Annotated in this window: 20 protein-coding genes; 12 read left to right on the top strand and 8 right to left on the bottom strand. The window is 34.8% G+C overall.

From position 1 onward, the window contains the following. Window positions 1-50: 50 nt before the first annotated feature. From ACQY2P_RS03665 to ilvC, 6 genes are all read left to right on the top strand, one after another. The gene (locus tag ACQY2P_RS03665; protein WP_428327050.1) at window positions 51-1,292 is read left to right on the top strand and encodes an adenosylhomocysteinase; all 1,242 of its coding nucleotides are present in this window, start codon (window positions 51-53) and stop codon (window positions 1,290-1,292) included. A gap of 37 nt (window positions 1,293-1,329) precedes the next feature. Then, window positions 1,330-2,985: a methionine--tRNA ligase gene (gene metG, locus ACQY2P_RS03660; RefSeq protein ID WP_428327049.1), complete on the top strand. Its 1,656-nt coding sequence runs from the start codon at window positions 1,330-1,332 to the stop codon at window positions 2,983-2,985. Between the two features lies 1 nt (window position 2,986). After that, entirely contained in the window at window positions 2,987-3,739 is a 753-nt protein-coding gene (locus ACQY2P_RS03655; RefSeq protein ID WP_428327048.1) for a DUF726 domain-containing protein, read from the top strand. A 44-nt stretch (window positions 3,740-3,783) separates the two neighbouring features. Next, window positions 3,784-4,704: an EF-Tu/IF-2/RF-3 family GTPase gene (locus tag ACQY2P_RS03650; protein ID WP_428327047.1), complete on the top strand. Its 921-nt coding sequence runs from the start codon at window positions 3,784-3,786 to the stop codon at window positions 4,702-4,704. 34 nt (window positions 4,705-4,738) lie between these two features. Further along, window positions 4,739-5,269: a nicotinamide-nucleotide adenylyltransferase gene (locus tag ACQY2P_RS03645; RefSeq protein WP_428327046.1), complete on the top strand. Its 531-nt coding sequence runs from the start codon at window positions 4,739-4,741 to the stop codon at window positions 5,267-5,269. Window positions 5,270-5,427: 158 nt separating this feature from the next. Next, the gene (ilvC, locus tag ACQY2P_RS03640) at window positions 5,428-6,426 is read left to right on the top strand and encodes a ketol-acid reductoisomerase (protein WP_428327045.1); all 999 of its coding nucleotides are present in this window, start codon (window positions 5,428-5,430) and stop codon (window positions 6,424-6,426) included. Between the two features lie 10 nt (window positions 6,427-6,436). Here the strand turns inward: ilvC and ACQY2P_RS03635 are convergent, their stop codons facing one another. Continuing rightward, the gene (locus ACQY2P_RS03635; protein ID WP_428327044.1) at window positions 6,437-6,859 is read right to left on the bottom strand and encodes a cobalamin B12-binding domain-containing protein; all 423 of its coding nucleotides are present in this window, start codon (window positions 6,857-6,859) and stop codon (window positions 6,437-6,439) included. Window positions 6,860-6,960: 101 nt separating this feature from the next. Here ACQY2P_RS03635 and ACQY2P_RS03630 point away from each other — a divergent pair, with 101 nt between their 5' ends. Genes ACQY2P_RS03630 through mce form a run of 5 tightly spaced genes read left to right on the top strand, consistent with a single transcriptional unit; the run spans window position 6,961 to window position 12,825 of the window. Next, window positions 6,961-9,453 (top strand): M1 family metallopeptidase, encoded by a 2,493-nt coding sequence (locus ACQY2P_RS03630; protein WP_428327043.1) that lies wholly within the window; start codon window positions 6,961-6,963, stop codon window positions 9,451-9,453. 2 nt (window positions 9,454-9,455) lie between these two features. Then, entirely contained in the window at window positions 9,456-9,863 is a 408-nt protein-coding gene (locus tag ACQY2P_RS03625) for a hypothetical protein (protein WP_428327042.1), read from the top strand. Window positions 9,864-9,906: 43 nt separating this feature from the next. Beyond that, a complete protein-coding gene (meaB, locus tag ACQY2P_RS03620; protein WP_428327041.1) occupies window positions 9,907-10,824 on the top strand; it encodes a methylmalonyl Co-A mutase-associated GTPase MeaB in 918 nt (305 codons plus the stop codon). 6 nt (window positions 10,825-10,830) lie between these two features. Next, a complete protein-coding gene (locus ACQY2P_RS03615; RefSeq protein ID WP_428327040.1) occupies window positions 10,831-12,429 on the top strand; it encodes an acyl-CoA mutase large subunit family protein in 1,599 nt (532 codons plus the stop codon). After that, on the top strand, window positions 12,430-12,825 hold the full coding sequence (gene mce, locus ACQY2P_RS03610) for a methylmalonyl-CoA epimerase (RefSeq protein WP_428327039.1): 396 nt from the start codon (window positions 12,430-12,432) through the stop codon (window positions 12,823-12,825). Window positions 12,826-12,835: 10 nt separating this feature from the next. Here mce and ACQY2P_RS03605 read toward each other — a convergent pair whose 3' ends face one another. From ACQY2P_RS03605 to ACQY2P_RS03580, 6 genes are read right to left on the bottom strand one after another with little or no spacing between them, the layout of a single operon-like run. Beyond that, complete coding sequence (locus ACQY2P_RS03605; protein ID WP_428327038.1) at window positions 12,836-13,393, bottom strand: helix-turn-helix domain-containing protein; 558 nt, start codon at window positions 13,391-13,393, stop codon at window positions 12,836-12,838. Window positions 13,394-13,435: 42 nt separating this feature from the next. After that, complete coding sequence (gene ppdK / locus ACQY2P_RS03600) at window positions 13,436-16,099, bottom strand: pyruvate, phosphate dikinase (protein ID WP_428327037.1); 2,664 nt, start codon at window positions 16,097-16,099, stop codon at window positions 13,436-13,438. Between the two features lie 27 nt (window positions 16,100-16,126). Beyond that, window positions 16,127-16,783 carry a triose-phosphate isomerase gene (gene tpiA, locus ACQY2P_RS03595; RefSeq protein WP_428327036.1) on the bottom strand — a complete coding sequence of 219 codons (657 nt, stop codon included), beginning with the start codon at window positions 16,781-16,783 and terminating at the stop codon, window positions 16,127-16,129. Between the two features lie 39 nt (window positions 16,784-16,822). Next, the gene (locus tag ACQY2P_RS03590; RefSeq protein ID WP_428327035.1) at window positions 16,823-17,104 is read right to left on the bottom strand and encodes a SemiSWEET family sugar transporter; all 282 of its coding nucleotides are present in this window, start codon (window positions 17,102-17,104) and stop codon (window positions 16,823-16,825) included. Between the two features lie 8 nt (window positions 17,105-17,112). Further along, window positions 17,113-19,671, bottom strand: coding sequence for a DNA-directed DNA polymerase I (locus ACQY2P_RS03585; RefSeq protein ID WP_428327034.1), 2,559 nt, complete (start codon window positions 19,669-19,671; stop codon window positions 17,113-17,115). 4 nt (window positions 19,672-19,675) lie between these two features. After that, window positions 19,676-20,221, bottom strand: a complete 546-nt coding sequence (locus ACQY2P_RS03580) for a deoxycytidylate deaminase (RefSeq protein WP_428327033.1) — start codon at window positions 20,219-20,221, stop codon at window positions 19,676-19,678. A gap of 94 nt (window positions 20,222-20,315) precedes the next feature. Here ACQY2P_RS03580 and ACQY2P_RS03575 point away from each other — a divergent pair, with 94 nt between their 5' ends. After that, entirely contained in the window at window positions 20,316-20,504 is a 189-nt protein-coding gene (locus ACQY2P_RS03575; protein ID WP_428327032.1) for a hypothetical protein, read from the top strand. A gap of 23 nt (window positions 20,505-20,527) precedes the next feature. Here ACQY2P_RS03575 and ACQY2P_RS03570 read toward each other — a convergent pair whose 3' ends face one another. Further along, window positions 20,528-20,773 (bottom strand): hypothetical protein, encoded by a 246-nt coding sequence (locus ACQY2P_RS03570; protein WP_428327031.1) that lies wholly within the window; start codon window positions 20,771-20,773, stop codon window positions 20,528-20,530. Between the last annotated feature and the right edge of the window lie 96 nt (window positions 20,774-20,869).

The following is a 20,869-nucleotide window of genomic DNA, read 5'->3' as shown; positions in this document are numbered from 1 at the left end:
TATTTACATTCGCATGATAGGATTTTATATCTGAAAACGAGGGCTTGTTTATGAGCAAAGTAAAGTCTAGCCCAAAACTGATCAAAGAAGGAAAACTATCCTATGAATGGGCAAGATCTCATATGCAAATTCTAGATAACACAATTAATCGACTCAAAAAATCAAAACCTCTCAAAGGTATTACACTTGGATTTTGTCTCCATGTCACAAAAGAGACATCCGTACTACTAATGGGCGCAAAAGAACTTGGTGCAAATGTTGCATGTTGTGGTGGAAATCCGCTCACAACTCAAGACAATATTGCGGCATTTTTGGCATCTCAAGGAATTCATGTTTATGCATGGCATGGTCAATCTGTAAAAGAATATGATTGGTGTATTGATCAAGTCCTAAAACACAAACCAACAATTCTCACTGATGATGGAGCCGACATGAACGTCAAGGCTCACTTTGATAAACGATTCAAAGATATGGAAATCCTTGGAGCAACTGAAGAAACTACTGCTGGTGTAACTAGAATCAGAGCAGTTGAGAATCAAGGAAAATTACGTTACCCTGTAATCTTAGTAAATGAAGCATATACCAAACACATGTTTGATAATAGATACGGCACTGGTCAAAGTACAATTGATGGATATCTACGTGCAATGAACTTGCTTATGGCATCAAAACGTGTTGTAGTTGTAGGTTATGGTTGGGTTGGACGTGGTGTTGCATCAAGATGCCATGGAATGGGCTCCAAAGTAATTGTAACTGAGATTGATCCTGTAAAAGCTCTTGAAGCTCACATGGATGGCTTTGAAGTAATGCCAATGTCTCAAGCTGCAAAGCTAGGTGACATCTTTATCACTTGTACTGGAATGACTAGTGTAATTAGAAAAGAACACATTCTAAAGATGAAAGATGGCGCAATCATGGGAAATGTTGGTCACTTTGATGTTGAAATTGACAGTGAATTTTTGTTAAAGAAATCAAAATCTGTTAAAGAAGTCAGACCTGCACTTGATGAATGTGTTCTCAAGAACGGCAAGAAAGTCTATCTAATTGGACAAGGTCGTCTTGCAAACTTGGTTGCAGCTGAAGGACATCCTCCAGAAGTTATGGCACAATCATTTTCAAATCAGATTTTATCTGTGATGTATATCCTCAAAAATCACAAAAAGATGGAAAACAAAATCATCAATGTCCCTCAAGAAATCGATACTCAAGTTGCAGTTGATGCACTAAAGGCTATGGATGTAAAAATTGACAAACTTACTCCTGCGCAAGTAAAATACGCAAACAGTTGGTAAAACTTCTTAACCCTAATACTGCTTTTGAGAATATCTAATGAACAAAAAAGCTATCATTACTAGTGCATTACCTTATGCAAACGGTGAGATTCACTTAGGTCATGTTGCATCTACTTATCTGCCTGCAGACGTTACAACCAGATTTCTAAAACAAAATGGAGTTGAGGCATATTACGTATGTGCATCTGATGATTTTGGAACTCCAATCTTAATTCAATCTGAAAAAGAAGGAAAGACTCCTGCAGAATATGTTGCTCATTGGAATAAACGTGATTATGAGGATTTTAGCTCATTTGACATTGATTTTGATTATTTTTACAAGACTAGTTCTCCTGAAAATATTGAATTTGTTCAAGATGTGTTCAAAAAACTCAATGATGCTGGCCACATTTACGAACAAGAAATAATTCAGTTCTATTGTAATAATGACAAAAAATTCCTACCTGATAGATATGTCAAAGGCACATGCCCGTACTGTAAGGCTGAAGACCAATACTCTGATCTTTGTGAGAGTTGTGGTAGAGTTCCTGAAGAGATCACAAATCCAAAATGTTCTTTATGTGGTCAACCTCCAACAAAAGAAAAGACAACACACTATTTCTTTAAACTCAAAAACTTTGCAGAACCTCTATCAAAATGGTTAGATGAAAATGAACATCTACAAAAAGATGTAAAAAAATACGTACAAAATTGGATAAAATCTGGCTTAATTGATTGGGACATTACTCGAGATATTACTTGGGGTGTTCCTGTTCCACTTGATGGTGCAAAAGACAAAGTGTTCTATGGTTGGTTTGATAACCACTTGGCATACATCTCAACTGCTCTAAAATTTCTAAACGATAAAGGTATTGACGGAAAAGAATTTTGGAATTCTGCTGACATTTATCATTTTATTGGTAAAGACATTGTCTATCATCATTATCTGTTCTTACCTGCAATGAGGCTAGGTATTGAAAGTGAATACAAACTACCTGATTACATTCCAACAAGAGGCCATCTGACACTTCAAGCAAAAAAAATCTCAAAGAGTAGAAATTGGTATATCGGTCTTAAAGAGTTCTTAGAATATTATCCTGCAGATTATCTGAGATTTTATCTTGTGTCCATTAATCCGTATTCTCAAGATGACTTGAACTTTGATTGGGATGATTTTACAACTAGAATCAATTCTGAACTAATTGGGAACCTTGGAAACTTTGTTAATCGTGCATTAGGATTTACAAAAAAGACATTTGATGGAAAAATTCCTGACCCTGAGGATTTTGATCAAAAAGATTCTGAGGCAGAACAAAAAATAAAATCACTTGCATCTGATGTTGGTGCTTTGATGGAACAAAATCATCTTGATAGGGCATTAAAGAAAATTATGGAGTTTTCATCTTACTTTAACCAATATTTTCAGCACAAAGAACCTTGGAAGAAAGGTCCAGGAACTGCAAGTTGTGTCTATCTTGCAGTTAATGCAGTTCGAAGTTTGGCAATTGCGGTATTTCCATTTATTCCAAAATCTGCTCAAAACATATGGACTCAACTTGCACTAGATGGCAAAATTAATGAACAAAACTGGAATGATATGTCTGTTTTAGGAGTCTCTTCAGGTCATACACTTGGTGATGCATCTCCCTTATTTGCCAGAGTTGAACCTACAGACATTGAAAAATACAAAAAACAACTAGGACCTTCAGAATAAAATGAAACCTGTTCCTAGAATTTCAACTCGAGGATACTATGATCTGAAAACTGGAAAAACTCTAAAGAAAAACAACTATTACCTTTACCCAAAAAAAGATTTTCAGAAATTAATTGATTCAAAAGAATTAACCATAATGATTCATGGTTTGAGAAATGATAATGCCGGTGCCATTGCAAAAGCAGTTTTGGCACGTAACAGATTGCGCAAATTAGGATATTCTCATCCTGTTATTGGATTTAGTTATGATTCAAACACTACTGGTGCACATTTAATCAAACATGCAAAACATGCTTTGGCTGTAGGGCAAAATATTGCAAAAAAGAATGGACGAAATCTAGGAAAATTCATTGAAGATTTTAAAGAATCTAGTCCAAAAACAAAGATACGATTAATGGGACATTCGTTAGGCTCTCAAGTTATACTAAGTACAATCGAATATCTTGCAAAAAAGAAACAAAATTCTGGGATTTTAGAAAGTGTCTATTTCTTTGGTGCATCAATTACGGAAGATGTTCCTACATCTCCGATATATCGTAACATGTTAAATCAGATTGTCAACAAGAAAATTATAAACTATTTTGCACCTTCAGATGAGGTTTTGTACTGGGCAAATAAATCTGGCATGGTAAAAGGGCCACTTGGTTTAAATGGTGCTATTGGAAAACCTATCAAAAAGTATCGTCAAAAATTAGTCAAACCAAAAAATCACAGATTTGCAAGTTATGCTGCTGTGTTGAATACATTTCCATAGGAACATTTCGTATAGTTTTTAGTGCCTAATTCTAAAATTTCATTGTGGTAAAATCAATTAATTTTGTAGTTTTGGGCAAACAAGACATTGCATCTGAATTTGGAAAAAAAGGAACAGAAACTGATCTAACTCTTTATGATAGAAAAGAATCTGACATCATCAAAACATGGGTTGCGCCAAGTGGATTCCCTGACAAAATACAACCTTTGTTTCAGGCAATTAATCTTGCAGAATACGTAATATTTCATGTTGATAAATTAGATAAATTCACAGGAGAGCAAATCATCGCACTTGATTCTTTAAAAAAAGATAAAGGAATTTTATCTCACACGTTTGAAGTCGACGAATCAAAACTAGATGCAATGATCAAAGGTACTGTCGTTGAAAAGTATGTCAAAGTTGATCAGGAAAAAATTAAAGAAGAGATGGATAAACTTGAACCTATTTCGACTGATGGTATTTCTGAAATGGTCATAGACCATTGTTTTGATGTAAAGGGTGTTGGAACTGTAATCTTGGGCAAAGTCACAACTGGCAAAGTAAAACAATATGATAATCTAAAACTCTATCCTGCCGGAATTGATGTACTCATAAAATCAATTCAAATGCATGATGATCCTGTGGAGGAATCCCTATGTCCTGCAAGAGTGGGATTGGCAGTAAAAGGAGCAAAGCCTGATGAAGTTGGACGTGGAGATGTCATTTGCGAAGAAGGAGCAGTAGTCATCAAAACAGAAATTGAAATTGATTTTCAAAAAAGTCCTTTCTACAAAAGTGAAATTGCAGAAAACCAAGGCTGTTTAGTTAACATAGGCCTGCAGATCAAAGCAGCAAAATTTACTTCTATATCTCCACTTAAACTCACATTTGAAAAACCAATTGTATGCAAATCTGGACAAATTGCAATTATCTTAAAACCCGAATCTCCTACAATCAGAATACTTGGCAGTGGCCAAATAAAATAGTCTTATTTAATTAAATCAACTTTATTGATTCATTATGCGTGGATTGATGATGGGAAGGTTTCAGCCTTTTCATTTGGGTCATTTAGAATTAGCTAAACAGATTCTTGACCAATGTGATGAAGTAATTATTGCTATTACTAGTGCTCAATTCAATTATTTAGAAAAAGATCCTTTCACTGCGGGTGAAAGAATTGAGATGATTCACAATTCTCTAAAAGAAACAAACTTGGATTTGAAAAAATGTTTTGTCATATCTATTGAAAATCAATTTAACATTGCAACATGGAGTTCGTATTTGAAATCTGCACTGCCTCATTTTGATAAAGTGTATAGTGGCAATGATTATGTCTCTATGTTATTAGCTGATTCTGGAATTCCAGTTGTAAAACCTGAATTTTTAGACCGAAATCAATACAATGCAACTAAAATCCGTTCTATGATAATCTCTGGTGAAAATTGGAAAGACTCTGTCCCAAATGCAGTTCATGAGTTTTTAACAAAAATTGATGCCAAAAACCGATTATCCGTAATTTCTAAATCTGATACTAATCCTACTAAACACTGATGGAACCTGTACGTGCTTGTCCTATTTGCCCTGAATGTGGTTCTAAACGATTCATTAGATTACCTGGAGAAAAAGTCACTGTAAAATGCCGTTCATGTGAAAAAATCATCGAAATCTAGGTTTCATAGTTAATATTTGCAAAAGATTTTGCCAAAACCATGGCACAAACATGGAAAGATACCGATATCAGTCTTGATCCAATAAAAGATCAAACCATTGCTGTAATTGGTTATGGAATCCAAGGTGATGCACAAGCAAACAACATGAAAGACTCTGGTCTCAATGTTATAATCGGTCTCAAAGAAGGCGGTAACAGCTGGAAAAAAGCCGAAGCTGATGGTCACAAAGTAATGTCAGTAGCAGATGCCACAAAACAGGCAGACATTATTCACATATTGATTCCAGATATGATTCAAGGTCAAGTATACAAAGATGAAATCGGACCAAATCTTTCTGAAGGAAAAGCATTGTCATTTTCTCATGCAGCTGCAATCTATTGGAAATGGATTGAAGCGCCAAACAATGTTGACTTAATCATGATTGCACCAAAAGGACCTGGTTCCAAAGTGAGAGAAACCTATCTTGATAATTTTGGAACTCCTGCTATTGTTGCAGTTGAACAAGACTTTACAGGAAAAGCTTGGGATAGAACATTGGGAATTGCAAAAGCAATTGGAAGTGCAAGAGCTGGATTAATCAAAACTGCTTTCAAAGAAGAAGTAGAAACTGATTGGTTTGGTGAGCAAGCAGACCTTTGTGGTGGTGCAGCTTCTATGGTAACAAATGCATTTGAAACTCTAGTTGAAGCAGGATACCAACCAGAAATTGCATACTTTGAAGTCTTACATGAACTCAAACTCATTGTAGATATGATTCAAAGATATGGTATCAATGGAATGTGGAGACGTGTAAGTGAGACTGCCAGATATGGTGGTTTGACACGTGGCCCAATGGTTATGGATGCTGCAAACAAAGAGAACATGAAAAAAGTTCTAACCATGATTCAAGATGGTACATTCAACAACGAGTGGATTTCTGAATATCAGAAAAACGGTAAAGATGCATTTGACAAACACATGAAACAATATGACGAACACCAAATTGAAAAAGTTGGTAAAGAAATGCGTAAAATGATGTGGCCTGATTCCACAGAATAATTCTTTTTTCTTATATTTTTCTTAATTTACCTACGCCTGTATTGATATGATTGATAATTGTAGGTAATGGTGTTCCTGGCCCAAATACGTGGTCAACTCCTCCTTTAATCAAATCTTTATGATCAATTTCTGGAATTACTCCTCCTCCAACTACTAGGACATCATTGATCTTTTTCTTTTTGAGGGCTTTGACTACTCTTGGGAATAATGTTCCATGTGCACCATTAAGCAAACTCATTGCAATTGCATCGACATCTTCATCTTCTGCAATTTGTGCTACTCGCTCTGGTGTTGCAAATAGTCCTGAATAGATAACTTCCATCCCTGCATCTCTAAATGCTCTACACAAAACAAGTGCTCCTCTATCATGTCCATCAAGGCCTAATTTTGCAACTAGAATCTTGATGTTTCTTGCTTGTGCTTTTTGCTTCATGATGTTATTCTTTATTTTGTATATTTTAAATGCTTTATTTGATTTTCTGATTTGCATTTTAATAGAAAATCTACTTAAAGAGTATCAAAATGACCTGAATCGTGGACGTCAATCCCATAAATTATGAGTTAACATTTGAGCCAGATCTTAAAAAATTCATATTTTTGGGAACTGAAACTATTACAGTTTTTTGTAAAAAAGCAACAAATCTAATTTCCATGGATTGTGCAGAAATCAAAATCAAATCTTGTATTGTAAAGTCTGGCTCTAAAACCATAAAATCTATCCCGAAAACTGATGAGAATAAAGAAAGACTATCAATCAGATTAGGTGAAAAAATCAAAGGCAAGGCAACAATTCATCTTGAGTTTCAAGGAATTCTAAATGATAGATTATTGGGATTTTATCGCAGCCAATACAAACAAGGTGGAAAAACAAAATATCTTGCAACTACTCAATTTGAGGCAGCAGACGCTAGACGTGCATTTCCCTGTTGGGATGAGCCTGAAGCAAAGGCCACATTTGAGATTTCAATCATTGCAGACAACAAGTTTACTGCCATTTCGAACATGCCCATTTCAACCAAGAAAAAAATCAAAAATAAAACCCTATACAAATTTGGAAAAACCCCTGTTGTTTCAACTTATTTGATTTATCTTGGTGTTGGTGAGTTTGAATATCTAACTGGAAAGACAGGCAAAGTACAGATTAGAGTTATAACAACAAAAGGTAACAAATCAAAAGGAAAATACTCTTTAGAACTTGGAAAGAAATTACTGACATCCTATGAAAAATATTTTGGAATAAAGTACCCATTACCTAAATTAGATTTGATTGCAATTCCTGACTTTGCAGCAGGTGCAATGGAGAACTGGGGTGCCATTACATTTAGAGAAACAATCTTGCTTTATGATCCTAAGACATCTTCTACTAGAACAAAGCAATTCATTGCCGAAGTAATTTCTCATGAGATTGCACATCAATGGTTTGGCAATCTTGTTACCATGAAATGGTGGAATGACTTGTGGCTCAATGAAAGCTTTGCAACATTTATGGCAACAAAGTTTGTTGACAAATTTTATCCTGAATGGAATCTCTGGGACCAATTCATTGAAGATGCAATGAATACTGCAATGGGATTGGATGCTCTAAAAACAACTCATCCAATTGATGTTACTGTCAACTCTCCTGCTGAAATTCGTGAAATCTTTGATGCAATCTCATATGACAAGGGTGGATGTGTTTTGAGAATGCTTGAAAATTATGTTGGTGAGAAAAATTTTAGAGCAGGACTCAAGAAATATCTTTCTGCATTCAAGTATGGAAATGCCAAAGGACAAGACTTGTGGGATGCAATTGGCAAAGCCTCAAAAATGCCTGTCAGTTCCATGGTTAATTCGTGGCTAAAACAGCCTGGATTTCCTCAAATTGACATCTCTCAAAAGAATAATGATTTGGTTATTAAACAAAACCGCTTTTTGATGGAACCTACAAAGAAAACCCAAAAAGGATTATGGCATGTTCCAATTACTTATGGTTTGGGAAAAGAAACAAAGACGAATCTATTAACCAAAAAATCTACTACTGTTAAAGCACCAAAAGGACCTGGATTTGTTGCAAATATTGGACGCACTGGATTTTATCGTGTAAAATATGACGATGGAATTTTACTTGATCTCAAAATGTTAGTTGATCAAAAACAAATTACTCCTGTTGATAGATGGGCAATTCAAAATGATTTGTTTGCATTGTGTGTTGCAGGAAAAGAAGACGTGGAAAATTACTTGGATTTTTCTGATGCATATTTTGATGAAGACTCTTATCTTCCCCAAACAAATGTTGCAAACAATCTGAACTTTTTAGCATCATTGACTTTCTTTGAGGATTTCACAGAACAAATTAGAAGTTATGCTATCAATTACTTTAGAAAGATTTTATCTGATCTTGGTTGGATTCCTCAAAAAACAGATAGACACACTGATGCGTTTATGAGAGGCTATGCAATAATTGTGTTGGGTAAATTTGGTGACGAACATGTACTTGAACAAGCGCAAATTAAATTCAAAGAATTTTTGAAAAACCCATCATCACTTCATCCTGATATTAGAGAACCTGTTTTCTCACTTGTTGCTCGTACTGGTAATGCAAAGACTCACTCTCAATTTGTAACCTTATACAAAAAAGCAAAAACAACTGAAGAGAAATTAAGATTCTTAGGTGCAATGTGTAGTTTCAAGAATGAAAAATTATTGATCAAAACCCTGCAATTCTCTCAAACCTCAGAAGTACGTTCACAAAACATGCAGTTACCAATCATGAAGATTGCCGCAAATCCTTATGGCAAGAAGATTCTTTGGCCTTGGCTAAAGAAGAATTGGGGCAAATTAAGCAAAAAAGTAGGTTATGGCAATCCTTTGTTTAATAGAATTGTTGCAAGTATTGCACTAGTCGCAGATGATTCGATGGAAAAAGAAATCAAATCATTTTTCAAATCTCATCCCACACCTGGCACTGAAAGAACTCAAGCTCAAACATTAGAAAAAATACGAATTCACTCCCGATTCTTACGCCAAATGAGAAAAGAATTCAAATAACTATGGCAAGAAAACTTCTCTCCCCTATCTTTCTTGGAGTATTTACTGTTCTTGCAATATTCTTTTTGACTGGTGGAGCTGATGATGACAAGGATGAACTCCGTCAAACATTTCAAGTAAATGCAGTATACTATGATACAGGGCATGTTGAAGTTGCATTTTCTGATAAATCTGAAAAAACTGATTCTGTAGTTATGGAAATTCTTGGAATGGAAGAGACATATCAAAAAACATTCTCTAGTCCTGCATTCATTGAAATTGTTCCATTTCCAGGTGAGCCAAAATATGGTTGGGAAATCCACCCTGTCGTTTTAGAAATAGAACATCCAGAACTAGGACATGTTCAACTAAAAACAGAGATACACGAATTAGGTGATCCTATACCTCCTGTAATTTATTCAAGACCTTAGATCACATACAAGATTTTATTGCACCTCTAAAGATTACTTTGTATTGGATTTGCTTGTTGATTTAAAGAAAGGAAAACGTGGAGCAATTGCAAAAGCTATCACTGTAGTTGAAAATGATCAAAAAGAATCAAAAAAACTCTTAAAGAAAATTTTCAAAAATACTGGAACTTCTATTATTATTGGAATTACTGGTCCTGCAGGAGCTGGAAAAAGTTCTTTGATAAACAAAACAGCAGTGGCAATGAAAAAACTAGGCACAAAACCTGCTGTTTTGGCAGTAGACCCAACTAGCCATCTTACAGGAGGTGCAATTTTAGGTGATAGAGTTAGGATGACTGAGTCTACTGATTCTGGAACTTACATTCGTAGCATTGCATCTAGAGGTGCAACTGGCGCAGTATCTCGTTCTCTACGAAACAGCATTCGTGTTTTGGAATATGCAGGATTCAATCCAATTATTATTGAAAGTGTAGGAGCTGGACAAACTGAAGTTGAAATTTCTAACATTGCAGACATTACTGTTGTAGTCTTTAATCCAAATACTGGTGATAGTATTCAAACAATCAAAGCTGGTCTTACTGAAATTGGTGATGTGTATCTTGTCAACAAGAGTGACCTTAGTGGAACAAACCAACTATTTGATGCAGTACGTGATTTTATTGGGGATTCTGATAGAAACCCTGTAATTCTCAAGACTTCGGTAAAAAAGAACACTGGAATTGCTGAATTTGCAAAGACTCTCAAAAATATGATGGCATTAAAAAAGAAATCAAAGGAACAAAAGGACCAAGAACGATTAGAGGCAGAACTAAAAGATATTGTTTTAAATAACATGCGAGAAAAGATTGATGACATGTTGGATTCTGATAAAACATTTACAAAATACCTAAAGAAATTACAATCAAAAGACATTGATCCATTTGATGCAGGAGACAAAATTACAAAATCCATGTTAAAGTGATGAATAATGGCCGCAAAAAAATCAAAACCAAAACAACCTGAAAAGAAAATCTTTACTGACTCTAATTTTACAGTAAAACGAATTTACCAAAAATCCTCAAAGAAAAGGACCGTAGAGGATTCTGGTAAATACCCATTTACCCGTGGAATTCACCCTGGAATGTTCCGTGATAGATTCTGGACTATGAGACAATACTCTGGATTTGGTGATGCCAAGCTTACAAATGAGCGATTCAAGTTTATGCTTGAAAAAGGTCAAACCGGACTCTCTATGGCATTTGATCTTCCTACCCAAATTGGATATGATTCTGATTCTCCTCAAGCAGAAGGAGAAGTTGGCAAAGTTGGAGTTTCAATTACGTCCATTAAAGATATGATGACTGCATTTGATGGCATTCCATTAGGAAAGGTCAGCTCTTCAATGACAATTAATTCTACAGCATCAACATTACTTGCATATTATATTGCAGTTGGAGAATCCCAAGGATTCAAAAGCCATGAACTACGTGGAACAACTCAAAATGATATCCTCAAAGAATACATTGCAAGAAATACCTACATCTATCCCCCACAACCTTCAATGAGATTAATTGGTGATATGATTGGTTATTGTGCCGAAAAAGTTCCTTCATGGTATCCTGTATCTATTTCTGGTTACCATATGAGAGAAGCAGGATGTACTGCAACACAAGAAGTTGCATTTACTTTGGCAAATGCAATTGCTTACATTCAAACATGTTTAGATAAAGGACTAAAGATTGATGACTTTGCACCACGTTTGTCATTTTTCTTCTGTTGCACCATAGAATTCTTTGAAGAAGTTGCAAAGTTTAGAGTTGCAAGAAAAGTTTATGCAAAAATTCTCAAAGAAATGTTTAATGCAAAAAATCCAAAATCATTACAACTAAAATTCCATACTCAAACTAGTGGTGAATCATTAACTGCACAACAACCTGATAACAATATCATTCGTGTAGCAATTCAAACCATGGCAGCAGTAGCTGGCGGTACTCAATCTCTTCACACAAACTCTAGAGATGAAGCACTGGCACTTCCAACACAGGAATCTGCAAAAATAGCCTTGAGAACACAACAAATTGTTGCCCATGAGAGTGGAATCACAAAGACTGCAGATCCACTTGGCGGCTCTCACTATCTTGAGGAGTTATCTGATCAAATTGAAGATGGTGTTTGGAAATATCTTAAGAAAATTCAGAAAATGGGTGGTTCAGTAAAGGCAATTGAGAAAGGATTCTTCCAATCTGAAATTAGAGCAAATGCATATCGTTTGAAGAAAGAGGCTGATGATGGTGAAAGAATTCTAGTTGGTGTTAACAAGTATGTTGAAGAAGAAGAGCAGCCAGAACTACTTAGAATTGGCGGTAAAGTTGAGATTCAACAGAAAAAAGCATTAAAACAATTACGTGCATCTCGTGACAAAAAGAAATGGGAAAAAGCATTATCTGCAATGCAAAGTGCAGCTGATACTGATGAGAATCTTATGCCTTACATAATCACTGCAGCGAAATCTTATGCTACTACTGGTGAAATCAGCAATGCATTTCGTGAAGTCTTTGGTGAATATCGTCCAAAGGAGGTATTTTAGATGAAGATTGATCATATTGCAATAGCAGTAAATGATGTTGAAGAATCCGCCAAAGTTTACCAACAAGCTTTGGGTGTTGATTCTGTAGAATTTGAAACAGTAGAATCTGAAGGTGTCAAAGTTGCAATTATTCATTTAGAAAATGGCCGTGTTGAATTAATGCAACCAACAAATGATAACAGCCCCATCAAAAAATTCTTGGAGAAAAAAGGTCAAGGACTACATCATATGGCCCTTGAAACTGACAATATTGAAGGTGAAGTAGAAAGAATGGAAGGATGTGGCATTCAATTTTTAGGACAGATTAGACCTGGTTCTGCAGGTACCAAAGTCACTTTTATCCATCCAAAATCACTCCATGGCGTTTTGGCTGAACTTTGTGCTCATCCAAAATAGTTTGAAAAAACTATTCCATCATCTTTAATGTGTCTGAAGCTGTAATGATTCCTACAACTTTTGATTTCTTTGCTACAAGAATACATTTTGAATAACGAATCAATGGAACTAGGACATTTGCAGGTGTTTCAAAATCAACTATTGGTGGAACAGGATCCATTGTATCTGCAAGCTTTGCATTTTTCAATTCTGCTTCTCCAACATCTGCAAGGTGTTTAACAATTCCATCTTCTGATACAACCCCTGCTATCTCTTTTCCATCAAACACTGGAATCTGACTGATTGACAACTCATGCATTTTTTTGATTGCGTCATGCAATGTATTGGATGGTTTTAGTTTTACAATATCTTGACTACAAAAATCTCCTGCTTTATGAGATGATGATCTACTTTCCAAGTTTGACAAATTTTCAAAAATCTTTTTTGCAGTCTCATAACTTGGCTGACTTCTTCCTGACTCTATTTGATTAATCATAGATGTACTAACGCCTGTCATACTGGCAAGTTTTTTTTGGGTAATTCCCAATTTTTGCCTCATTTGCTTTATTGATTCTACATTTGGAAGCATTTTGGGTTTAGTAGAACTAAATCTCTATTAAACTATACTGGATTATTTTCTTTTTGGTTGCTCTATTGCAGCCTGAGCTGCTGCAACAATTGCAATAGGAATTCTGTGTGGTGATGCACTAACATAACTTAGTTTTGCTGCATGACAGAATTTTATTGAATCAGGATCTCCTCCGTGTTCTCCACAAATACCAACTTCCATATTCTTTCTTATTCCGCGACCATTAGCAATTCCAATTTTAATTAGACTTCCAACACCATTGACATCAATTGATTGGAAAGGACTTCTTTCAAGTAATTCTTTTTCCATGTATTCTGGAAGGAATTTCCCTTCTACATCCTCTCTACTAAAACTAAATGTCCCTTGAGTTAGGTCATTTGTGCCAAAACTAAAGAATTCTGCCGTAGTTGCAAGCTCATTTGCAGTTAATGCGGCTCTTACTACTTCAATCATTGTTCCAAAGTTAATGTTTAATTTCATCTTGTGTTTTTTCTCTGTTTCTTTCTTTATGGAGTCATAAATTTTCTTGATGTGATTTAATTCTGCAATGCTGCTGATTTGTGGAATCATGATTTGAGGATGTGCCTTTACCTTTCTTTTAGTTAATTCTACTAATGCGTCAAACACTGCTTGAATTTGCATCTCATAGATTTCTGGATATGTTACCCCCACTCTTACTCCTCTATGACCCATCATTGGGTTTACTTCTGCAAGTTCTCTTGCTCTTTTTAGAACAATTTCTGCTTTTTTGATTTCTTTAGTTGCCTTCTTTGCTTTTAATTTCTGAATTTTCTCTGATAATTCTTCAGGGTTTGGCAAGAACTCGTGCAAAGGTGGATCTAAGAGTCTAATTGTGACTTCATAACCTTCCATTGCTTTTAGAATTTGAATAAAGTCACTTTTTTGTAATTGCCCTAATTTCTTTAGCACTTTTGCTCTTTGTTCGATATTTTCAGCCATAATCATGTCTACAAACAACCCAATTCTGTCATTTGCATTGAACATTCTCTCTGTTCTACACAAACCAATACCTTGGCCTCCAAATTTCCTTGCAAGTTTTGCTGCCTCTGGAGTGTCTGCGTTTGCTCTTATTCCTAGAACCTTGGTTTTTTGAGCCCATTCTAAAATTTGCTCAAAGTCTTTAGTGACTTTAGGTTCAACAGTTGGAACTTGTCCAATGAAAACAGTTCCTACACTACCATTAATTGTAATTATCTCTCCCTCTTTTACGGTTTTACCGTTTGCAGTACATGTGTTCTTGTCATAATCAATTTTTAATTCTGAACATCCTACGATACATGGTTTGCCCATTCCTCTTGACACGATAGCTGCATGAGATGATTTTCCTCCCAAACTTGTCAAGACTCCTTCTGATGAAAAGAATGCTGGAACGTCTTCAGGTTTTGTTTCTTTTCTAATTAGAATTATCTTCTTTCCTGCTTCACCCCATTCTATTGCTTTTTTAACATCAAAGACTGCAATTCCACTTGCTGCACCTGGTGATGCAGCAATTCCTTTTGCTAATTGCTTGAAATTCTTTAATTTTGATTCATCCATTGTTCTATGGAGTAATGCTTCTAATTGTTGTGCTGGAATTCTTGTAAGTGCTTTATTTTTATCAATTAATTTTTCTTTTACCATGTCTACTGATGTCTTTACTAGTGCTCCTGCACTCATCTTTGCAGTTCTAGTTTGAAGCAAGTAGAATTTTCCTTGTTCAATTGTAAACTCGATGTCTTGTGGTTCTCTGAAGTGTTTTTCTAATTTTGAACATGCATTGCTTAATTCTTTATGAGATTTTGGCATCTCTTTTTTTAATAATGCAACATTCTTTCCCGTTCTAACACCTGCCACAACATCTTCACCTTGTGCATTGATTAGATACTCTCCCTCGATCTCTTTTTTACCATTATGTCCGTTTCTTGTAAATACTACTCCAGTGGCACTGTCGTCTCCCATGTTTCCAAATACCATGGTGACTACATTTACTGCGGTTCCATTTGCAATATCTTTTGTAATGTTATTTTTTTCACGATAAACTATAGCTCTTTCTCCCATCCAACTTTTGAAAACTGCCTTTATTGCTAATCCTAGTTGTTCATTAGGGGAATCTGGGAATTTTCTTTTGGTATGTTTTTCACAGATTTTTTTGTATTCTGATACAATTTTTTTTAGAGATTCTACACTTAGTTGACTATCATCTTTTACTTTTTGTTTAGTTTTTGCAGAATCTAAAACGTGATCAAATTTTTCGTCATTTACTCCAAATACAACTTTTCCAAATAACTGAATAAATCTTCGATATGAATCCCATGCAAAACGTGGATTCTGTGTTTGTGTGGCTAACCCTTCTACTGTTTTTTCATTTAATCCTAAATTCAAAATAGTATCCATCATCCCTGGCATAGATATTGCTGCACCAGAACGTACTGAAACCAGTAATGGATTCTTCGTTGAATTCCATTTCTTTCCTGTCTTTTTTTCGATTTTTTCGATGTTTTTCATTACTAATGGCATGACATCTTTTGGAAGCTTTCTGTTGTTTTCATAATACTTGTTACAAACCTCAGTTGTAATCGTAAATCCTGGTGGTACTGGGAGTTTTAGTCGAGTCATCTCGCTTAATCCTGCTCCTTTCCCGCCTAGCAGCATTCTTTTTTTGCTATCTGCCTCTTCAAATGCATAAACTGGTTTTGTTTTTGCCATGCAAAAATGCGTAAATTTTTTGGCTTTTTAAACTAATGCCTTGGCAAATTCAGAAATTATTTTGTCCCAATTTTTTGCTTTGATTATGCCACTTGCTACAAGGATCCCTTTTGATCCTAGTTCTGCTGCCTTTGAGACGTCTTGTCCAGAAACAATTCCTGCTCCACAAAGAAGTTTTGTATTATTTTTTGCGCTTTTTACAGCACTTGCTGCCTTTGTTATCAATTCTGGTCTCTCAGTTGACACTGCTTTTCCTGAACCAATAAGCTCTGGAGGCTCTATTGCAATGTAATTTGGATTTAGTTTGGCATATTTTCTAGCTTCTGCAACATCTTTTACACAAACAATTGATGTCATTTTTAATTCCTTTAATTTCAAAACCAATTTTTTGATCTCATCTGATGAAATTCGATGTTCACTGTGATTGATTAATGATCCATTGACTTTTGATTTTTTTAACAATTCTGGAATTACGAAACCTGTTGTACTGCCAACTTTAGAGTTATCTACATGTTGTGCAAAAATTGGAATTGAACTATTTGATACCGTCCCAATCAAATGTTGAGGTGGACAAATTGCAATTTTCACTTTGAATTTTTTAGAAACTTTTTCAGCAGTTTTTACAAATTTGATAATCTTTTCTCCTGAAATCTCTTCATAATTTTTACAATTAATTACAAACATCGTTCTTTGAACCTTCTTGTATTATATTTAATCTTTAATTTAACTTCTTAATCTTTTATCGTATATCTTCTTCATAGCTAATACTATCATCATCAAAGCAATCGCAGCTACATTTGTTCCAATGATAAAGACGTCTTCTACTATTACGCCATAAATCAACCACAAAATTGCACCTGCTGATATGAAAATCATCAAAAATTTTGAGACATCTTTGAGGCTTTTTGTCTTGTATCCTTTGTAGATTTGTTCAACCCATCCAGTTAGAATTAACACTCCTGCAGCTACTCCTAGAATTGTCAGTAGCGTTCCATCAACTTCCATTATTCTCACTAGTTCCAGAAAAATTCGTCTAATCCTGTTTGTTTTGGTTTACCTAAAATCGTGTCAAAATCTAAATCCATTGAGGATGTAATTTGTTCAAGCGTAGATTCCATAAATTCCATGTATTTTTTTGAATCAATCTCTTCCTTCTTTGCCATTTCTACAGGTTTGACTCCTGGTTTGTTTAGAATTTTGATGTATGAAATTCTGTCGCCTTTCTTAATCTCTCGTATTGTTTCAAGCTGTTTTGCAGCTCGTATGTGTTGTGGAATTGTTTTTGTGTATTCTGATGGTGCTTTGCTAAGCATGACATTAAATGTCAAATCTTCTAGAGGTATCTCTTTTGCTTCTACTTTTTTTCCACATGTTGCAATTTTCTCAGAAATTTGTTTTTTGGCTTTTTCGAAATCTTCTACTGTTTGAACTTCAGACAATACGTCAAGTAATTCATAAAATAATTTTTTGATAAATGGTGGAGTGTGTGATTTTTTTCCTGTTAGTCCTTTTACATCTACTTTTCCTTCTTTGGTAACTCCTAGGTAGTTTTTCTTTCTGTTACTTAACACACAATACCTGTATGTTTTATCAATCTCTAAATCAACCCCATGATCTTTTTTAGCTTGCTCAATAACTGTTTGAATCTGTTCTTTAGTTGGATTTTTGATAAACAATGAATCCGTATCTCCGTAAAGAACCTCTATTCCGGTGGATTCACATTTTTTAATCGTCTCTAAAATTGTGTGTCTTCCAATTGCAGTAGTGGCTTCTGCTGCTGGTAGAAAATATAACGGAAATATTTCAGCACCCATTACGCCATAACTTGCGTTGAGAATTACTTTGAGTGCTTGGCTGACTACTGTGTATTGCTGTCTTTGTTCATCAGTTAATGTCTCTTTTTTTGATAAACTCTTGTAGTAATTTACCCTCAAATCTCTTAGTGAACCAATAATCATTGATGTTAACCCGTTCTTCTTTGAGCATGTCCAGTGGTTTGTTCCTGGAATTGAATTTTTTTTACATTCTTCATGCGGACATCTTACAGTTTCATATGATAGATTCCTGACTTTGATTATGCTTGGATATAGACTTGCAAAGTCCATTACAACTACATCGAAATGAATTCCTTCTTTTGGTTCAACGACTAGTCCTCCTCTGTATTTTTTATCCTTGATTACTGCATCTGACATTACTCCTTCTGATCTTCTTTCTAATTCCTGTCTTTTTGGAATTAGACAATTTCTCTTTCTATGTTCATAATACAACAAACTACGAATCCATTGCGATACTCCCATCCTTGCAATATCATCAATTGGCATTCTCCCAATTCTTGAAATGATTACCAATAACTGCATCAACAATTCGCTGTTAAAGCTTGTAAGTTCGTATGTTAGCAGAGCATCATTGTAACAATAATTTGCAGTTTGATAGAGTGTTAATTCATCAAACTCTAATCCATAGTCTATCTTTTCTTTTCCAAGTAATGCCTTTGAAACTGAGTTTAATGAAAAATTTGTGTATTTTTGACTAAAGGCATAGATTTGAAATGATCTATTTGAAAATGTTCTATACAAATCAAGATGGACTCCTTGTTTGAGTGTTGCAGAATCTCTCATCATGTAAAATGGATTTTCTGAATTTTTTATTCCAAGTCTTTCTGCTCTGTTGTATAGATATGGTAAATCAAATTCATCTCCATTGTATGTTACAACAAATGGGAATTCTTTGATGATCTTAAACGCATCAAATATCATATCTTTTTCTTTGTCTAAATCATAAAATGTCACTTTGATGTTTTGGTCTAATTCGTTTGTGCCTTGCTCTGTTCCTTCTGTTTTGAGCACGAAAATTTGGTCAAATCCGTCTGTTCCTTTCATTCCAATTGCTGTAACTTTCTTTTCAGCTATTTTTGGATCTGGAATCCTCCCAATCTCAGCTTCTACTTCAATGTCTACACTGAGTCTTTTTATTTTTGGAATTGGTTGATTAAGCAAGTCTGCCCATTCTGAAACAAATTTTTTAAATTCTTCAGCATCGACCATACTTTCGCTGTCTACTTTATCCCACAACAAACTCTTCAGAGCAATCTTAACCTCGTCTGAAATTTCTAAATCATGTGATTTTATTTTTCCATCTATAATTTCATAATATTTTCCAACAATCAGTTTTCTGTCATACAGATAATTCTCATAATATTTGATATCAGACTCCCATGTTTCAATTACATTTCTGATACTCTTATCTCCTGCAGTTCCACCAATTGCTAGAGGATCTGCAACTGTGATTTTTGACATGTCAATTTCTTTGTCTTTCATCAAATCATAACGTTGAGTAGTTTTGATTTCTAAAACATCATCTCTTTCTTGAAGAAAATCTAATTCTTCTGGAGCTAATCGTGAATAACAATATGGTTTGTGACCAATTTCATCTTTCCATAAAAATAATTTCTGGGATTCTGGTTCGTAGAATTTTAAAACTGCTGATTTTGAATTATTATTGTATGTAGCTGATACCAACATGGATGGTGGCATTGATTCAATTTTTTCTGTTTCATCCATGTTAACTTGCATTTTATCATCCAGAATTGTATTTGTTAACTAATTCTTGAGCCCATTTTGCAATTTTTGCTTTATCTAATTGAATGACTTCTACTCCTGCTTCTTTTAGCAAGTCAAAGTCAGTTTCTGGATATGAATCAAGACATACAAATTTTCTAATTCCAATTGTAATTGCCATTTTAGTGCATTCTAGGCATGGAACAAACGTAGTGTATAGCACTGCTCCTTCTACTCCTGCCTCTATTCCTAATATTGCACAATGCATTATTGCATTGGCTTCTGCATGATTGCAAAGACATCTGTCTAGTGATGCTCCTGACTCTATTTTTCCCTCCATTCTTAATTGGCATCTTTTACAACCCCCATCAAAACAATTCTTGATTCCCGGAGGTGTCCCGTTGTACCCTGTTGCTAATTGTCTGTGGTTTCTAACAATAACTGCTCCTACTTGTCTTGTGACACAGTTTGAACGAAGTTTTGCAAGTTCTGCTTGGAGCATAAAATACTCGTCCCAATTTGGTCTCTCAAAAGTACTCAACACCAATTCTGTTTGTCTGTTCAATATATGGATCACGTTAGTGGTGATATTTTTGCGATCAATTTGTCTCTAGATAACACCCACAAACTTCTTTAGCATCTTTACAACTAGTGATTTGATGGCAAGCTATACAGCTGAAGTAAACGCTATTCACAAAAAATTCAATAACGCTGTAAAAAAAGCAAAGACCAAAACATCTTTGAACAAAGCTTACAGTGTTCATAAAAAGGCACATGAGCGATTACTGAAAAAGCACCTCCGTGAGGAGACTGCTATGATTAACAGAGCAAAGAAAAAACTAGACTGATTTTCTTTCTCATTTTTTCTTTTTTATTTTTTATTGAGATTTTGAGCCAATTCTAAGAATTTATCAATTATGATTTTTGGTTGTGAGTCTGCCAATGCTAACATTGCCCTTCCCATCTCAGAAATTATTGCTTGTTGTTCTTGTGTGAGATCTTTTTTGATTGATTCGTATTTTTCTAATTGTTCTTCTACTGTTCTCCAATTGGGATCTTTGTTTAATGATTCTAGTAATGATTGGAAATATTCTTCATTGGCGTTCTGGTCGCTCATATCTATTTTGAATAATTATGGGATAAAAATGGACTTGTTTTTTCATTTTTAATGGTAGAAAATGACTCCTCTAGGCACAAATCTTTGCTGATTTGG

Source organism: Candidatus Nitrosopumilus sp. (assembly GCF_965262695.1).
Classification (GTDB): Archaea; Thermoproteota; Nitrososphaeria; order Nitrososphaerales; family Nitrosopumilaceae; genus Nitrosopumilus.
This window is presented reverse-complemented; position numbering and strand designations above follow the sequence as displayed.

Bases quoted from the DNA above. Each gene is read 5' to 3' on its own strand.
- ACQY2P_RS03665 (WP_428327050.1), top strand. From the start codon at position 51: ATGAGCAAAGTAAAGTCTAGCCCAAAACTGATCAAAGAAGGAAAACTA.
- metG (WP_428327049.1), top strand. From the start codon at position 1,330: ATGAACAAAAAAGCTATCATTACTAGTGCATTACCTTATGCAAACGGT.
- ACQY2P_RS03655 (WP_428327048.1), top strand. From the start codon at position 2,987: ATGAAACCTGTTCCTAGAATTTCAACTCGAGGATACTATGATCTGAAA.
- ACQY2P_RS03645 (WP_428327046.1), top strand. From the start codon at position 4,739: ATGCGTGGATTGATGATGGGAAGGTTTCAGCCTTTTCATTTGGGTCAT.
- ilvC (WP_428327045.1), top strand. From the start codon at position 5,428: ATGGCACAAACATGGAAAGATACCGATATCAGTCTTGATCCAATAAAA.
- ACQY2P_RS03635 (WP_428327044.1), bottom strand. From the start codon at position 6,859: ATGAAGCAAAAAGCACAAGCAAGAAACATCAAGATTCTAGTTGCAAAA.
- ACQY2P_RS03625 (WP_428327042.1), top strand. From the start codon at position 9,456: ATGGCAAGAAAACTTCTCTCCCCTATCTTTCTTGGAGTATTTACTGTT.
- ACQY2P_RS03615 (WP_428327040.1), top strand. From the start codon at position 10,831: ATGGCCGCAAAAAAATCAAAACCAAAACAACCTGAAAAGAAAATCTTT.
- mce (WP_428327039.1), top strand. From the start codon at position 12,430: ATGAAGATTGATCATATTGCAATAGCAGTAAATGATGTTGAAGAATCC.
- ACQY2P_RS03605 (WP_428327038.1), bottom strand. From the start codon at position 13,393: ATGCTTCCAAATGTAGAATCAATAAAGCAAATGAGGCAAAAATTGGGA.
- ppdK (WP_428327037.1), bottom strand. From the start codon at position 16,099: ATGGCAAAAACAAAACCAGTTTATGCATTTGAAGAGGCAGATAGCAAA.
- tpiA (WP_428327036.1), bottom strand. From the start codon at position 16,783: ATGTTTGTAATTAATTGTAAAAATTATGAAGAGATTTCAGGAGAAAAG.
- ACQY2P_RS03590 (WP_428327035.1), bottom strand. From the start codon at position 17,104: ATGGAAGTTGATGGAACGCTACTGACAATTCTAGGAGTAGCTGCAGGA.
- ACQY2P_RS03585 (WP_428327034.1), bottom strand. From the start codon at position 19,671: ATGCAAGTTAACATGGATGAAACAGAAAAAATTGAATCAATGCCACCA.
- ACQY2P_RS03575 (WP_428327032.1), top strand. From the start codon at position 20,316: ATGGCAAGCTATACAGCTGAAGTAAACGCTATTCACAAAAAATTCAAT.
- ACQY2P_RS03570 (WP_428327031.1), bottom strand. From the start codon at position 20,773: ATGAGCGACCAGAACGCCAATGAAGAATATTTCCAATCATTACTAGAA.